The sequence below is a fragment of the Reinekea marinisedimentorum genome, from assembly GCF_004341165.1.
Taxonomy (GTDB): domain Bacteria; phylum Pseudomonadota; class Gammaproteobacteria; order Pseudomonadales; family Natronospirillaceae; genus Reinekea; species Reinekea marinisedimentorum.
On record NZ_SLZR01000016.1, the window covers coordinates 1 to 16,599 of the forward strand.

General features: G+C 52.9%; 12 protein-coding genes. 6 read left to right on the forward strand and 6 right to left on the reverse strand.

The features are described from left to right. Positions 1-370 precede the first annotated feature (370 nt). A complete protein-coding gene (amt, locus tag BCF53_RS15190; protein WP_132702896.1) occupies positions 371-3,448 on the forward strand; it encodes an ammonium transporter in 3,078 nt (1,025 codons plus the stop codon). 20 nt (positions 3,449-3,468) lie between these two features. On the opposite strand, the gene BCF53_RS15195 is transcribed toward amt, so the two are convergent. Then, entirely contained in the window at positions 3,469-4,332 is an 864-nt protein-coding gene (locus BCF53_RS15195; RefSeq protein WP_132702898.1) for a LysR family transcriptional regulator, read from the reverse strand. Positions 4,333-4,533: 201 nt separating this feature from the next. Between BCF53_RS15195 and BCF53_RS15200 the strand changes: the two genes are divergently transcribed. Both BCF53_RS15200 and BCF53_RS15205 read left to right on the forward strand, forming a co-directional pair. Continuing rightward, positions 4,534-5,934 (forward strand): MATE family efflux transporter, encoded by a 1,401-nt coding sequence (locus BCF53_RS15200; RefSeq protein WP_132702900.1) that lies wholly within the window; start codon positions 4,534-4,536, stop codon positions 5,932-5,934. Between the two features lie 150 nt (positions 5,935-6,084). After that, on the forward strand, positions 6,085-6,585 hold the full coding sequence (locus BCF53_RS15205; RefSeq protein WP_132702902.1) for a YbhB/YbcL family Raf kinase inhibitor-like protein: 501 nt from the start codon (positions 6,085-6,087) through the stop codon (positions 6,583-6,585). Between the two features lie 106 nt (positions 6,586-6,691). Here BCF53_RS15205 and BCF53_RS15210 read toward each other — a convergent pair whose 3' ends face one another. Next, positions 6,692-7,654: a LysR family transcriptional regulator gene (locus BCF53_RS15210; RefSeq protein WP_132702904.1), complete on the reverse strand. Its 963-nt coding sequence runs from the start codon at positions 7,652-7,654 to the stop codon at positions 6,692-6,694. Positions 7,655-7,804: 150 nt separating this feature from the next. Between BCF53_RS15210 and BCF53_RS15215 the strand changes: the two genes are divergently transcribed. The 3 genes from BCF53_RS15215 to BCF53_RS15225 all read left to right on the forward strand — a co-directional run bounded on the left by BCF53_RS15215 (position 7,805) and on the right by BCF53_RS15225 (position 12,107). Next, a complete protein-coding gene (locus BCF53_RS15215) occupies positions 7,805-9,220 on the forward strand; it encodes an acetyl-CoA carboxylase biotin carboxylase subunit (RefSeq protein WP_132702906.1) in 1,416 nt (471 codons plus the stop codon). A 71-nt stretch (positions 9,221-9,291) separates the two neighbouring features. Continuing rightward, positions 9,292-11,082 carry a sodium-extruding oxaloacetate decarboxylase subunit alpha gene (gene oadA / locus BCF53_RS15220; RefSeq protein WP_132702908.1) on the forward strand — a complete coding sequence of 597 codons (1,791 nt, stop codon included), beginning with the start codon at positions 9,292-9,294 and terminating at the stop codon, positions 11,080-11,082. Between the two features lie 737 nt (positions 11,083-11,819). Next, the gene (locus BCF53_RS15225) at positions 11,820-12,107 is read left to right on the forward strand and encodes a hypothetical protein (RefSeq protein ID WP_132702910.1); all 288 of its coding nucleotides are present in this window, start codon (positions 11,820-11,822) and stop codon (positions 12,105-12,107) included. A gap of 72 nt (positions 12,108-12,179) precedes the next feature. Here the strand turns inward: BCF53_RS15225 and BCF53_RS15230 are convergent, their stop codons facing one another. Genes BCF53_RS15230 through BCF53_RS15245 form a run of 4 tightly spaced genes read right to left on the reverse strand, consistent with a single transcriptional unit; the run spans position 12,180 to position 16,413 of the window. Continuing rightward, positions 12,180-12,830: a CDP-alcohol phosphatidyltransferase family protein gene (locus BCF53_RS15230; RefSeq protein ID WP_132702912.1), complete on the reverse strand. Its 651-nt coding sequence runs from the start codon at positions 12,828-12,830 to the stop codon at positions 12,180-12,182. Beyond that, positions 12,823-13,461 (reverse strand): ATP-binding cassette domain-containing protein, encoded by a 639-nt coding sequence (locus BCF53_RS15235; protein WP_132702914.1) that lies wholly within the window; start codon positions 13,459-13,461, stop codon positions 12,823-12,825. The genes BCF53_RS15230 and BCF53_RS15235 overlap by 8 nt, the downstream gene beginning before the upstream one ends. 15 nt (positions 13,462-13,476) lie before the next feature. Continuing rightward, positions 13,477-15,213, reverse strand: a complete 1,737-nt coding sequence (locus BCF53_RS15240) for an ABC transporter permease (protein WP_132702916.1) — start codon at positions 15,211-15,213, stop codon at positions 13,477-13,479. A gap of 9 nt (positions 15,214-15,222) precedes the next feature. Further along, the gene (locus BCF53_RS15245) at positions 15,223-16,413 is read right to left on the reverse strand and encodes an ABC transporter substrate-binding protein (RefSeq protein ID WP_132702918.1); all 1,191 of its coding nucleotides are present in this window, start codon (positions 16,411-16,413) and stop codon (positions 15,223-15,225) included. Positions 16,414-16,599 lie beyond the last annotated feature (186 nt).

Here is a 16,599-nt window from a genome sequence, read left to right on the forward strand (position 1 = left end):
TTTTCTGAGTCGTGTCAGAGGGTTCTACCCGTTAAAATCAGAGGCTGCAACCCTTTCAAAGAATCCCATTAATTTATTCCGGACAGTAGTGCGCGCACCCCTAAACCCACGCCACATATTCCGGGCTGCGGGCATCCCCGCCCGCATCCTACTGTTCGTTTCTGCTACCTAATGCCTAACGTCACCCCGCCTGTAAAAGTGGTAATGTGCTCGGGCGAATTATTAGGTTCATGGCTACACTGGCAGTATCGCATTCTAACACCCTAAGAACCGGCGCCGGTGGCATCGGTGATTGCGTCTCTGTTTTTGTGCAGCTCAATTGCATTCGATATGTCAAATACGATTACCCTGAAGTCAGGAGAACGGTAAGTTGGAAGATTACTCTTGGTTGCTGGTCAGCGCCTTTTTAGTGTTTGTTATGCAGGCTGGCTTCCTTTGTCTGGAGACCGGAAGGGTTCGAAGTAAAAACAACATCAATGTCGCGGCGAAGAATCTGGCAGACTTTATTCTGTCGATTCTGTGCTTCTGGTTATTTGGCTTCGCCATTATGTTCGGCGACAGCTTTTTCGGCATCTTCGGGCATCAGGGGTTCTTCTTCGATGGTAACGGAGCTCCGTGGAATATCAGTTTCTTTGTGTTTCAGGTGATGTTTTGCGGTACCGCCACCACGTTGATGTCGGGTGCGGTCGCTGAGCGTATGTCTTTTATCGGCTACCTGCTCTGTGCGCTCGTGCTCAGCGGCTTGATCTACCCGGTAACCGGCCATTGGGCGTGGTCGGGTGTGTATAACAGCGATAACCCGGGCTGGCTGGAGCAGCTTGGTTTTGTTGATTTTGCCGGTTCGATGGTCGTCCACGGTGTTGGCGGCTGGATTGCCCTGATTACGGTGATCATCATTGGGCCCCGGCTGGGTCGCTTTGATAAAGGCGTCACTATCACTCAAGGCAGTAACCTGACGATCTCTGCATTAGGCACCATGCTGCTTTGGTTTGGCTGGTTTGGTTTTAACGGCGGCAGTACGCTGGTATTGAATGCGCAGGTGCCGGTGGTGATTCTCAACACCTGTCTGGCCGCGGCCTGGGGTGGCCTGGCCGCCGTGGCTATCGGCTATTACCGGCAGCGCTATATCGATGTGCCCAACCTAATGAATGGCGTGATTGCCGGTTTGGTCGCCATCACCGCCTGCTGCCACGTGGTCAGTACGGCGGATGCCATGATCATTGGCCTGGTTGCCGGTGTGATCGTTTACTGGGGTGAACTGTGGATTGAGCGGATGCGCATCGACGATGCCTTAGGCGTTGTGCCTGCTCATCTGTTTGCCGGCGTCTGGGGGGTATTGGCGGTCGCGCTGTTTGGTGATCTGGACACAATCGGCACCGGGCTTGGCAGATTAGAGCAATTGGCCATTCAGCTGTTGGGCATCGTGGCCATCAGCGCCTGGTGTATTGGTGTGGGTTATCCTTTGTTGCGGCTGGTGAACAGATGGGTACCGCTGCGCGTTTCCGCGCACAACGAACAGCAGGGCATGAATGTCTCTGAGCATCGCGCGGCCTCGGAGCTGCTCGACTTGCTGACGCTGATGAAGCACCAGCAGGACGAGGGTGACTTTTCTCATCAGGTTCCGGCACAGCCCTTTACGGAAGTGGGGGAGATTGCCGGTCAGTATAACCGGGTGATTCAGCGGGTGAATCAGGAAATATCGGCCAGAGACGACGCCATCGGCCGCTTCCGCAGCAGTGAGCAACGCAAAAGTGCCATTCTGGATTCCTCGATGGATGCCATCATCACGCTGAATCCGGATGGCAACATCGTGGAATTCAATACCTCGGCAGAACGAATATTTGGCTGCTCAAAGCGCCACATTCAGGGCCGAAATTTTATCGACTCCTTTGTGTTGCCGGAGGATCGTGACTCGGTGCGTTCGAGCCTTAAGCACCATTTTGTGACCGCCGAAGGCTTGTTGCTCAACCGGCGCAACAGTCTGACGCTGATGCGCAGCAGTGGCAATCACTTTCCTGCGGAAATTACCATTACCGGAGCGCAGCTTTCCTCACCAACCAAGGGCGAGTTTATCCTCAGCATTCGCGATGTGACCCGTCAGCGAAAGTTGCAGGAAAAACTTCGTCAGTTGGCCTACAGCGACCCGCTCACCGGCCTGTACAACCGAACCTATCTGATTGAACAGATCAGTAAAATGCGTAACGGACTGGCGCAGAGCGATGAAACTCTGGCTGTGTTTTTTCTCGATCTGGATAAATTCAAGCGCATTAACGATACGCTTGGCCATAAGGCCGGAGACGATCTGTTATGTGAGGTTTCTGTTCGCCTGGCGCGCGTGACCCGCGAAGACGATGTCATTGCGCGCTGGGGTGGCGATGAATTTATTGTGTTGATGAAGGGCCAGCTCAGCTCGGAAAGCATCGCCATTAAAGCGATGGAAATTTTAGAGGTAATGCGCGACCCGATAGAGTTGGAAGGGCACCATTTAAGTATTCTCACCAGTATTGGTATCGCGCAACTGGCGGAAAAAGATCAGGAGGCGGATGCCTTTATCCAGCAGGCCGATATCGCCATGTATCAGGCAAAAATGCAGGGGCCGGGCAATTACAGGATATTTGCCACTGAAATGGCCGATCGCATTAACCGCAACTTCCGCTACGAGCAGGATCTGAAAAACAGTTTAGAGACCGAGCTGTTCAGCCTTGTGTATCAGGCCAAGGTGAAGGCCGGTGGCAGCATCGTCGGCCTTGAGGCTTTGTGCCGCTGGCAGCACCCGGATGATGGCATGGTGCCACCGGATGAATTTATTTCGCTGGCGGAAGAGTCCAATCTTATTCTGGCGTTGAGTGAGCAGGTCTTTCATTTGGCGCTGAGCCAACTCGCCCGGTGGCGCGAGGCGGGCATTCGCCTTGTACCGGTTTCTATTAATGTTTCCGGCCGGCAGCTGCTCTCTGAAAGCTTTGTTCCCTTCCTGCACGAGGCGTTGCTGAAATACGGCATTGAGGGCCGATTGCTGGAGCTGGAAATCACCGAAGGGGTATTGGTGAGTGATATTGATCGCTGCATTGAGGTGCTCAGTAAACTGAAAGCGCTGGGTGTTGCTATTTCGGTGGATGATTTTGGAACCGGCTATTCCTCGCTGAGTTACCTGAAACGGTTGCCGATTGATGTCTTGAAGATTGACCGCAGCTTTATTGAAGAGTGTGACAGCGTTTCTGAAGATGCCAAAATCTGCGAAACCATCATTAACTTGGCCAGAAACCTGGAGCTGACCACCGTCGCCGAAGGTGTTGAAACGCAATCGCAACTCGCCTTTCTACAAAGTCATGGCTGCGATCTTTATCAGGGTTATTACTTCCACCGCCCGCTGCCGGCAGCGCAGGTGAAGGGATTGCTTGATGAGCACGGCCAGTTACAGCCGCAGGGTGCGGATGAAATAGGTTCTTAGCGCGGCTGTGCGTTACGCCTTTATAAATGCTCCGCCAAATAATCAATCAGCAGCCGCAACTTCGGCGATAAATAACGGTTCTGTGGGTACAGCGCCCAAATGCCTTCGGATGATTCGCGGAAGTTATCCAGCAGGGTGATCAGCTCGCCATTGCGGATGCAGTCATCCACATAAAAGTCGGACAGCTGCACAATACCGATGTCTTTCAGGGCGGCATCCAGCAGTGCGGTGCCACTGTTGCAGCGCAGGTTGCCGTTCACTTTGATGCGCTTTTCTTTGCCCTTTTCCATGAACAGCCAGTATTCACGCGTACCCAACAGGCAATTGTGATCCTTCAGGTCTGTCGGGGTCGTCGGCTTGCCGTATTTCTCTATATAGCCGGGGGATGCACAGACGTAGCTGTGGCGCATACCAATTTTTTTAACGATCAGGCTGGAGTCTTCCAGTTGACCGATGCGTATCGATAGATCAAAACCTTCTTCCACCATATCCGCCGGGTGGTTGCGTAATTCGGTTTCCACTTCCACCTGATCGTACTGGCGCACGAAGTCGTTGACCAACGGCTGGATTTTTCGTTCGCCAAAGGTGACCGGTGCCGACATCTTAATTTTGCCCTGCGGGGTGGTGCGCAGGCTGGTCACGGCTTCTTCTGCGGTATCGAGTCCATCGAGCAGTAACCGGCAGTGCTGGTAGTAAAGGCTGGCTTCTTCGGTCAGCGTCACCTTGCGGGTGGTTCGGTAGAACAGCTTAACCTGCAGTCGCTCTTCCAAAGCACTGACCTGACGGCTGACCTGCGCCGTGGAGATGCCCAAATGCCGGGCGGCGGCAGAAAAACTCTGGGATTCGGCGACGGCCACAAATTCATAAATTCCTTGCCACTTCATTGTTACTACCTGGTAAAAGTTAATTGTAAAAATAACGGATAATCATTTATTTGGAAATAAATATAATAGGTCCCCGGACGGTAAGACAAAGCGAGCGATCTCATAGCCGTTGATGGATGCTAAACCTGGTGTGTCCAGCACGGTGAGGTCGCAGGCTTTTATTGTTTCGCAGTGTCCGTGATCAGCAGTGAGAGGGTGAGAGTGAGCGCAGCGTTAGATTTACATCAAGACCCGATCCGAACGCTGGTATTCAAGATGACAACACCGCTCATGCTGGCGGGCCTTGTTACAACCTCCTATAACTTCGTTGATATGATCTTCGCCTCCCGTCTGGGCAGTGTCGAAGTGGCTTCCATTGCATTTGTTGCCCCCTTTTTTATGATGCTGCAGGCGCTGGCGATAGGCGTGATTCGTGGTGGCATCAGTATTATCGCCACGCTGCTGGGTCAGCAGGAGCAAAAGGAGGCATCTGCCTATGCCACTCAGTTAAGGCTGCTGGTGGTTTGGCTGTCCCTTATTTTTGCGGTGCCCGGATTTTTTGTTTTGCCGGTTATAATGCGCGCTGCCGGTGTTTCCGATGAGCTGTTCAGCAACTCGGTGACCTATTCCAGAATTCTGTTCTGCTCCATCCCCTTAATGCTGATGTTCCAGCTTTATCTGAGCTTTTTTAAATCTCAGGGCAAGATGAAAACCATCTCTCGCGTGTCCATTTTTGGTGTTGCCTGTAATGCCGCGCTCAATGCCGTGTTTCTGTTTGTGTTTCATTTTGAGATCGATGGTCTGGCTTACGCCAGCCTGTTAACAACCTTTACTCAGTTGCTGATTATCTATGTGCTGTACCGCCGTGAAGAGCAGGAATTTACCGTGGCCTGGCGCAAGCTGCCGGGCTATTCGGCGCTGCAAATCTGGAAGCGGCTGCTGGCGGTGGGCCTGCCATTGTCGCTCTCGCAGGCCAGTACGCACTTCGGCTTTATGGTGCTGAATATCTTTATTGTGCAGTACGGGCATCAGGCGGTGGCTGCGTTTGCGATCGGTAATCGTATTCACTCGCTGCTGTTCTTTCCTTCCAAGGAAATTGCCAGTGGGCTGATCCCGCTGATTGCTCAGAACTGGGGCCGTGGTGCCATCGACAGAGTGCGCGAGACGATTAAAGTCGGCCTGGGCTTTGCGCTGGCGTTTGGCGTTTTTGCGGCGGTGGTGATTCAGCTGATTAAGTACCCGCTGGCGCACTTCCTGACCAATGACGACCCGGAAACCTATCGGCACGTCATCAACTACATTGGTTTGGTGGGCTGGACGGTTATCGCCTGGGCACTGTTTCATACCTTTATGGGCATCTTCATCAGCTTCCAGAAAACACTGTTTGCGTTGGCGGTGGATATCGTCCGGCTCTGGGGTATTCGCATACCGGGTATCCTGCTGTTTTATCATTTCATGCCTGAACTGGCGGAATACGGCATCTGGAACACCATGTTCATTTCCAATACCGTCACCATGTTCTTTGCCATCGGCTATTTCTTTGTGATGATTCCGCCCATGCTGCGGCAGGCGGAAGCCGAAAAGCCACTGGTTTCAGCGGACGGGCGTGGTTCACTGGCCTGATTGGCAATCGCCTTTTCTGCACGTTTTTCTGACAAAATCTTTTCTCATGCATGGATCACATTCGCCCGAAAGTATCATGGGCAATCCGCCCGCATAGTCTTAACTTCAATCAGCAGTCAACTCAACAGAAATAATTAAAGGACGTCTGTTATGAAATTAACATTACCGCTTGCTTCGATACTTGCCGTAAGTCTCTCCGCCAATGCACTGGCATTAGATGTCAAGCTGGCCGACAAAGCCTGGAATGGCATGAAGGTTCCTGAAGGGCAGCAGTGCCAGAAATTCGGTGGTAATAACCCGGGTTCACCGGCGCTGACCGTGACCGATATTCCTGCCGGCTCCGACACCATCGTACTGGAATACAGCGACCGTGATTCCGCAGGCATGAACAACGGTGGCCATGGCCGCATGAAGTACGCCATTCCTGCCGGTGCTAAAACCGTGAAAGTGCCTTCTGTACCCGGCCATTCCTATGACCTGCCCAAGGGCTTTACCATGATTGAAGCACACCGTGGCCCGGGCTGGGATAAAGAGGGCGCTTACATGCCGCCTTGTTCCGGTGGTAAAGACCATGCTTACTACGTAACGGTGAAAACTCTGCAGAACTATAAAGTAACCAGTGAAACGGTTGTGGAATTGGGCAAATATTGATTCCCTGCTGAGTCGCTTGCGTTAACGGATTGCGGGCGTTGGGCCCGCACTCTTATGAGCGCGAATGAGGTTTGCAGCTGCCGTAACAGTCTGCAAACCTTTGTGCTCAACCCTTCACCGGCGCGCCGGTTACTTCTTCAAACAACGCCTCAATAGTTTTGATGTTACCCTGAACATAATCGATAAACGCACGCATCGCCGGCACCGGATGTTTATTACGCGGGTACACCAAACTCCACGATCTGCGCAGCGGAAAGCCGGCAATCGGTACCGCTTTTAACGCGCCAATTTGCAGCTCGGCCAGTATATTCAGCCGGGGCAATACGCAAACACCCAGACCCGCCATAACCGCATGTTTCAGGCCATCGTTAGAGTCAATTTGCATGTAAGGCTCCAGCTTTACCCGGACCTTCTGGCAGTGTTGTTCCAGCGCCAGCCGGTTGCCGGAGCTGGGTTCGCGGACCAGCAGCTTGCTGCTTAAAAACTCTTCAATGCTGACCTGCTTTTTCTTAAGCAGCGGGTGATTCGGTGGCACAACCGGCAGCAGCTCGTTATCCAGAAAGGGGAGCGAGGAAAAGGGCTTGCCGCTGGGCACCATGCCCATAATTACGATGTGATCGACGTTTTCACCCAGCCGCTGTATGGCCTGTACGCGGTTTACGGCGCTGATGTTGATCGATACCTGCGGGTGCTGTTCCATGAAGCCGGGCAGCAGGTAGGGCACAACACAGCGCGCGGTATTGACGGCGGCAATGTTGAGTTCGCCGGAAACCTTACCCTTCATCATGCCGATGTCTTCCTGCAGGAATTGCAGCTGCTCAAAGATGACATCAATGGCCTCGTGCAGGCGTTCCCCGGCGGCGGTGCAGAATAGTTTTCGGCTGACGTATTCAAACAGCGGCTGCCCGAGTGCCTGTTCAATCTGGCGAATCTGGCTGCTCACCGCCGGTTGGGTCAGCCCCAGTTCAACACCCGCGTGGCTGTAGCTCTTTAGTTCATACACGGTTTGAAACACCTGTAGCTGCCGGAACGACAGCCGTGAGGCCAGCCTTTGTACGTTGATTGCCATTGTTTTTTGCCCTGATGATTTATCTATAAGTAATAACTTATAGATAAACGAAGAAATATCAATTATGAGTTTATGGGTTGCTTGGTTATTGTTCTTTGCCGCAGCCAGAGCCGAACTCTGGTCAGAGCACTCTTTTGGGAGTAGATACCGATGATAAAAAAAGTCTTAATTGCCAACCGTGGTGAAATTGCGGTCCGTATCGTGCGCGCCTGTGCCGAAATGGGCATTCGCTCGGTGGCGATCTATACCGAGCCCGACCGATATGCGCTGCACTTAAAGCGCGCGGATGAATCCTATTCTTTAGGGGCGGACCCGTTGGCAGGCTATCTTGACCCGCTGCGGCTGGTAAACCTGGCACTGGAAACCGGCTGTGATGCGATTCACCCCGGCTATGGTTTCCTTTCCGAAAATGCCGAGTTTGCCCGCCTGTGCGAAGAAGCTGGCGTGATCTTTATTGGCCCGAAATCGACCGTGATTCATTCCATGGGTGATAAAACTCAGGCGCGCGACAGCATGCGTGCGGCCGGTGTGCCGATTACCCCGGGCTCCGACGGTAACCTGAAAGACATCGACGAAGCGCTGACCCTGGCTGAAGAAATCGGCTACCCGGTGATGATTAAGGCAACCTCCGGTGGCGGTGGCCGTGGTATCCGCCGTTGTGATTCGGCAACTGAGCTGCGCCAGCAATACCCGCGGGTAATCTCTGAGGCCACCAAAGCCTTTGGCTCGGCCGATGTCTTCATGGAGAAGTGCATCGTTAACCCGCGCCACATTGAGGTTCAGATTCTGGCCGACAGCCAGGGCGATGTGATTCACCTGTACGAGCGCGATTGCTCCATTCAGCGCCGTAACCAGAAGCTGATCGAAATTGCCCCCAGCCCGTCACTGACGCCGGAACAACGCGAATACATCGGCGGCCTGGCGGTACGTGCCGCCGAAGCCGTGGGCTATGAAAACGCCGGCACCGTTGAGTTTCTGCTCACCGGCAACGAAGTCTATTTCATGGAAATGAACACCCGCGTGCAGGTAGAGCACACCATTACCGAGCAGATTACCGGTGTTGATATTGTGCGTGAACAATTGCGTATTGCCTCTGGCCTGCCGCTGAGCTACCGCCAGGAAGACATCAGTTACCGTGGTTTTGCCCTGCAATTCCGTATTAACGCCGAAGACCCGAAGAACGATTTTCTGCCCAGCTTTGGCCGAATCTCTCATTATTACGCGCCGGGCGGCCCGGGTGTGCGAGTCGATACCGCCATCTACACCGGCTACGACATTCCGCCGTATTTTGATTCCATGTGTATGAAGCTGATCTGCTGGGCACTGACCTGGGAAGAAGTGATTGCCCGTGGCCGACGTGCGCTCGATGACATGCGTCTGCGTGGCGTGAAAACCACTGGAACCTATTACCAGCAGATTCTGAACCACCCGGATTTCCAGCGTGGTGAGTTCGATACCAGCTTTGTACCGAGCCACCCGGAACTGCTGAATTACTCGGAAAAGGCGCTGCCGAAAGAAATAGCGCTTGCCCTGGCCGCTGCGATTGCCGCACACGCCGGTTTGTAAGCGGGCAACCTGTGCCCTCATGAATTTCAGGCCCTGACACAGGTGCCCAAACAGAATTTTGGAGTAAAACAATGAGCAAGATTCAGATTACCGACGTTACTCTGCGCGATGCCCACCAGTCGCTGATTGCCACCCGGCTGCGTACCGAAGATATGCTGCCGATCTGTGAAAAACTTGATCAGGCCGGTTTCTGGTCGCTGGAGGTCTGGGGCGGCGCAACCTTTGATGCCTGCGTGCGCTTCTTGAAAGAAGACCCGTGGGAGCGCCTGCGCACCCTGCGCCAAGCGCTGCCGAACAGCCGCCTGCAAATGCTGTTGCGCGGTCAGAACCTGCTCGGTTACCGCCACTATGCCGATGACGTTGTTGAAGCCTTTGTTCACAAGGCTGCCGAAAACGGCATGGATGTGTTCCGTGTGTTCGATGCGCTGAACGACCTGCGCAACCTGGAAACCGCTATGAAGGCGGTGAAAGCTGCCGGTAAACATGCACAGGGCACCATCTGCTACACCACAAGCCCGGTGCATACCGAAGCGCTGTTTGTACAGCAGGCGAAAGACCTGGTGAACATGGGGGCCGACTCCGTTGCCATTAAAGATATGGCCGGTCTGTTAACGCCTTATGCCACCTTCGATCTGGTGAAAGCCCTGAAAGCCGCTGTTGATGTGCCGGTGATTGTTCACAGCCACAGCACCGCGGGCCTGGCACCGTTGTGCCAGCTGAAAGCGATTGAAGCCGGTGCTGATGGCATCGATACCGCCATTTCATCCTTTGCCGGTGGCACCAGTCACCCGGCAACCGAATCGCAAGTGGCGGCGCTGAAAGGCACCGAGTTCGATACCGGCCTGGATTTAACCCAGTTGGGTGAAATTGCCGATTATTTCCGCGAAGTACGCAAGAAGTACCACCAGTTTGAATCCGAGTTCACCCGCGAAGATGTTTCGGTGCAAATCAATCAGGTACCGGGCGGCATGATGTCGAACCTGGCCAACCAATTGAAAGAACAGAACGCGCTGGATCGCATCAACGAAGTGTTTGCAGAAATTCCAAAGGTGCGTGCCGACCTGGGCTACCCGCCGCTGGTTACGCCAACTTCGCAAATTGTCGGTACGCAGGCGGTTTACAACGTACTGGCTGGAGAGCGTTATAAAACCATCACCAACGAGGTGAAGCGATACCTGCAGGGCGGCTACGGTGCCGCACCGGCCGCTGTGAATACCGAGTTGCAGAAGAAGGCCATCGGTAACGAACTGGTGATGGAAGGTCGCCCGGCGGATCAGCTGAAGCCGGAAATGACCCGACTGAAGGGTGAAATTGGCGAGTTGGCAAAAACCGATGAAGACGTACTCACCTTCGCCATGTTCCCGGATTTAGGCCGCGAATTCCTTAAGCAGCGCGCCGAAGGCACCCTGGTGCCGGAAGCACTGTTGCCGGTTGAACACGCCAAAGCCAAGGTTTCGATGGCGACCGAGTTCAAGATTAACGTCTCCGGTGAAACCTACGATATAGCGGTAACCGGTGTGGGTGACCACGGTGGCGGTAAGCGCAAGATCTATATGTCGATGGACGGCGTTCCGCGCGAAGTGATCTTTGAATCGTTGAACGAATACGTCGACGATGGTCACAGTAAAGGCCGTAAAAAAGCCACCGAGCCGGGGCATGTGACCGCCACCATGCCGGGCAACGTGGTTGAACTGTTGGTCAAAGAAGGCGACAGCGTTGAAGCCGGGCAGGCTGTGATGGTTGCCGAAGCCATGAAGATGGAAACGGAAATTCATGCCAATGTCGCCGGCACCGTGAAGGCGATTTATGTAGGCAAGGGTGATCGTGTCACACCGGGAGAGGTGTTGATCGAGATTGGCTGATTTCATTAGAAATTGGGTTTGATAGAAAGCCGGGTAAGCAGATGCTTATTCGGCTTTTTTGTTTTTGCTTTGGTGAGTTTTCCAATCTTAAAAATACAGCAGCTTGTTTATTGCTGGGGCTCTTGAAAAGATACACACGGATTCTGTGGATAAGTCTGTTGGTAAACTTTTGAGAAGTGGCTCAAAGCTGCATGAGGCGTGCACTTTAGAAATTGTTTCAATTTCAATCACTTGTTTTTAAGATCAGAAAAACACCATGAAATCAACAGCTTAGATCATCTTTGTAGGTTATTCACAGTGCCGGCTTAGACTGCGGCGCCTGCGTAAATCTAGCCAACGGTTTACGTCGTCATTCGGCGGATATCTTCGTTGGGAAGGCTTGATCGCCATTCAGCTTCTGCGCTTTTTAGTGGCCGGATGGCTCGCATGAACCACGCGCGCGCTCAGCTGAATCCGGCTGTTTATGAGCGTACGCGCACTCATATTTTGAGCCCTGCACTACGAACGAACACAATAACCCCATGTTTATTCTGGGCTTTTTGAAAAGCTTAAAAAATATACTTAATTAGCTGAAATCTAAAACTGCTTAAAAATCATGCAGATGCAAATAAGCTCACAGATATGAATCTTTGTTTATAGGCGTATCGCCATTTGGTACACGAGTTGCTGTAGTGAGTGGATTGCAATTTCAATTGAGTGCAATCCATTCTTAAATGATCAGAAGGAGACTCACTGTTATGAAACTTCAGCAAGGTGATACCGTCGTTGTTGGCGGCGCGGCCTTTGTGGCTAAGAAATTAGCCCGCTCAGACAACCATGTTGCAGAGGGCGTGTACCTTGGCAACCAAACTCATTTGGCATCCGGGCAGAAGCTGCCTAAAGAAATACCGGTGTTGATCTTTTGCAGTTCAGTAAGTGAGACGCTCAGCGTGAAAGCACACACACCGATTGGCAACTGGCTGGTGGATGAAGTGCCCTACGCGGATGTGGTATTGGTTGAAAATGACTACCTCAGAACGGCCTGATGAACCCGGTTTGTTTCTATCCGCATGCTGCACCTGAAAGCTTTGGGCCGGCAGGCAACAGTATTTAAGCCCTTAAGTACTGTGCCGGCCTGTATTACTTTGTTTTATTTTTTCCAGAATTGCCAGCGTGTGTGCCCCGCCCACAACACGGGTCACGGTGGTGACCACGCAAAGCGCGAAGAACAGCCAGGCAATCACCGGGAAGTAAGCCGGGAATAAACACATCATCACAAAGAACAGAATCGTTTCTGTGCCTTCCGTTATGCCATTTAAATAATAAAAACCCTTATTGGGGTAAACCATGGAGTGCAGCTTCAGCTTTTCAGCCAGAATGGCGAACGCCAGAAAGCTGGAGCCGGTGCCTATAAAGCTGAAGATCAACGCGCTCGCCGCCAGTGCATTCTGCTCCGGGTTGGCCAAAGCAAAGCCAAACACGATGCCGGAATAAAAGATAAAGTCGAGCACGATATCCAGGTAAGCACCCTGCTCAGTTGATTGGGTCATGCGGGCGACGGTGCCGTCTAATCCATCGGCGATGCGGTTCAGTGCAATGAGCAGCAGCGTGATGCCGTATTGTTCCAGGGCGAGCATAGGAATGGCGCACATGCCAATGGCAAAACCAGCCCAGCTGATTTGGTTGGCGCTGATGTTGTTATCGACGGCAAGTTTTGCCGCCTGCTGCAGCGGTGGCTTGACGAGTTTTAAACTCCAGCGGTCAAGCATAGGAAACCTCCAGCTCTATTTTTACAGCGCTTTCCGGAATGTCCCGGGCATCGTGAGTCACCAGTACTGCGGGAATATCCTGCAGTTGAATTTGTTTGAACACCCAGCTGCGAAACTGGTCACGCAGCTCTTCATCGAGTTTTGAAAACGGCTCGTCCAGCAATATAAGTTTTGGCTCGGAAAGGAGTGTGCGCAGCAAACTGATGCGTGCACGCTGACCACCGGAAAGGGTGGCGATATCGCGCTTTTCAAAACCCTGCAGACCGGCATGGCTCAGGGCGCTGGAAATCTTCTGCGCCTTTTCTTTTTTGCTCAGCTTTGCCGGAATACCGAACACCAGGTTTTCAAACACATTCAGGTGAGGGAACAGCAGGTCGTCCTGAAAAAATATACCAACATGGCGCTGACCGGTGGGTAAGCCGGTGATGTCTTTTTCGTTCAGCCTAATGTTGCCGGAACGTGAAAAGATAGCCGGCAGCACCCCCAATATGTCGGATAGAATCGTTGACTTGCCGGAGCCGCTTGGCCCGGTAATCGCACCTATTTGTCCGGCCTTTATGTGAAGTGAAAAAGGCTCGAACAGGGCTTCATTATTCAGCGTTATTTGAAAATCGGTTAACTCAAAACACATTTATCAGACTCATGTTTAAATCGAACTCTGTTGCATCGCTTTGCGGTTTTTAAACAGCAGCGAAGGGACCAGTGTTGCCAGTAAAAAAATGATCAGCGGTAAAATTTGCTGCCACAGTGCCATCACTGCAATCAGCCGGCGATCGCTGCCACTGGTCATGGCGACTGCTTCGGTTGTAATGGTCGAAAACTTACCGGCGCCAACAAACAGGGTAGGCAGGTATTGGGCAATTGAAACCGAAAAGCCGGTCGCAAAGGCATAAAGGATGGGTCGCAGTAAAATCTGAAACTTCACCTTCCAGAAACTTTTTGCCGGACACGAGCAAAGCGTCACGGCCGCCACACTGTAGCGCTGATCAAACTTACGGTAAGGCCCGCTCAGCGTTAAAAAGACATAGGGTATAACGAACACACAGTGAGACCAGAGCAGGGAATAGAAGTTCGCATCCAACCTTGTTTGAATGAGGAACACCTGAAAGCCAAACAGAAACGCAATCTGTGGAATCAGTAACGGCAGGTAAACAATTAATACGCTGCGCTGGGCATCGAAACCCGGTTTTCTTTGCTTGATGCGCACTTCGTTTTCCAGCATCAGGATGGTCAGCACCAATGCGATAAAGGCCGACAGTACCGCCAGCCAAAAGCTGCAGAAGAACGGCTCTTCAATGCGGTTGAAAATACGCCCCCAGGAGCGCAGCGAAAAGTGTTCAGGCAGTAAGTCGGGGTAGCGCCAGCGGCTGGCAAAACTCCAGAAAAGTATCTGCAGAATCGATGCAATGTACAGCCCGATCAGTGACAGTGATGCCACGATGGCTGCGGGTGTTTCCCAGTGAAATCTTTTGCGGTGGTGCGCGCCCTTATTGAGCATTGCCGTGCGCAATTTCTCTAACGGCTTTTCAGATAAGTGCAGAACCAGCAGCGTAACGACGTTGATCAGCAGCAGCAGCGTGGCGCCGGCAGCACCGACCATACGGTACTGAAAATCCGGATTATAAAACCACTGGTTGACCAGCACCGCGAGCGTTGGTGGCGTGGTTGGACCGGCAATCATGGCGATATCCACAACCGTCAGGGAATAGGCCACCACCGCGTAGAAGGGCAGCTTAATTTGTTTATACAGGCGCGGCAGCAACAGCCATGTCCAGGCGTAGCGTTTGCTGTGACCCAGGCTTCCGGCCAGCGCCAGTGTCTGCTTCGCTTTCAGGGTCGGTAACACCGCCAGCGACATAAACAGCAGGAAGGGAATCTCTTTCAGCGCCAGTGCGAATATCAGGCTGATGCCCTGTGCATCCTGAAAGGTTGTCCACAAGGGTGGGGTTGATAACGCTTCGGTAAAGGTCGCCAGCAGGCGCACCAGCCAGCCGCTGGGCATAATCAACAGGCCAAGGCCAATGGCAAAGGCGGCATGTGGCATGGAAAGCAGCGGTGCAAGGCTGCGCTCAATCTGGTTGAAGATCTTCGAAGGGTACAGACCAATGAGTATCAACAGCGTGATCAGCAATGCCAGCGCCGAGGCACCCAGGCCCGTGACGAGTGTTTTTACAATTGCGGAATCCGCACCGGGGTAAGCGAACAGCTGCTGCCACGGCGCTAAGCTGAATCTGCGGCTGTCGATCGCCGGTAGCCAGCCAAACGCTGGCAGCCAGGTGCCTAACAGCCCGACAACGACCGGTATTAAAAAGATGCTGGTGGTAATCCAGGGCGAGGCACCGAAAAGGGTGCCCCGTGCAGCGAGACGTTTAAAGGTGTTCAAGGTGGTTTATTAATTTCCGTAGCGTTGTAACCAGGCGGCTTCCAGTGCTTCAACCCAACTGGCGTGAGGTTCGCGCAATACGTTGGCAAGCTCTTCATTGGAAAGGGTCGCAATACCCTTTGGCAGGGCGTTAAACACGGCGCGATCGCTGCTGTTCAGTTTTGTCATGCTCAGCACCGTTGGGTCTCCCCAGATATCGGCGTTGGCTTTACGCGCCTGAGCTTGTGGTGACATCAGAAAGTTTGCAAACACCATCGCTGCCTCTGGGTGGCTGGCATTGAACGGAATAGTCACAAAGTGAGTGTTGCCGATGGTGCCGGCTTCATGAATATAGGTGCGGATGGTGTCGGGTAATTCACCGTTGGCAATCGCACTGCTGGCTTCAAACGGGTTAAAAGAAAGAGAGATGAAAATTTCACCATCGTTCAGCAGCTGCTTCATGCGCGGTGCGCCATCGGTAAAGGTTTTACCCTGCTGCCACATGGCGGGATGCAGCTGGTCAAGGTAACGCCACAACGGCGCGGTTACGGCGGCGAAGTCGGCCTGATCAACCGGGGAAAACAACGCTTCGTTTCCGTTGCCCAGTTCCAGCAGTATCTGTTTAATAAAGGTAGTGCCGTGGAATGCCGGCGGTGCAGGGTAGGTGAATCGTCCCGGGTTACTCTGCGCGAAGCTGAGCAGCTCAGACGCGTTGTTTGGGTGGTTGGCAACCATCTCGCTGTCGTACATGAACACCAGCTGCGCCATGCCCCACGGTGCTTCCAGATTATCGACCGGCACGGTGAAGTCATACAAAGTGGTTGGCTTGTTTTCGGTATCAACAAACTGGTAATTCGGTAAGTCCTGCGTGAATGAACCGTAGAGCAGCCCTGCCTCCTTCATGTTGGCGAAGTTCTCACCGTTAATCCAGATCAGATCGACAGCGCCGCCGCTGTTTTTACCGGCGGCCTTTTCCGCCAGTACCTGACTGACAGCATTGGGCGCAACATTCTTAACGTGACGGACGGTAATGTTGTATTGGTCTTTAACCTCGTCTGCGGCCCATTGTATGTAATCATTGATGTTTTCATCACCGCCCCAGGCGTGAAAATAAACGGTTTGGCCTTTGGCTTCGGTAACGGTGCTCTGCCAGTTTTCGGCAGACGCGGTGGCGGCAGCGGTCATCGCCAGGCAACCAATCAGATGAATCAGAACTCTCATGAAATTCCCTATTTTTTATATGTTTTTTATAGGTGCCAAATAATGGCACTGAAGTTGTAGAAAAGACAGCGGCGGTGGCGGTTAGTTCCCTGGGCGACGCGATGGGCGATTAGTGGCACAGGGCGGGTCGCGCGCTTGCAGCAATCAACGGCGAACCTCTGGCCTAATTCTGAAACAAATCAAGAG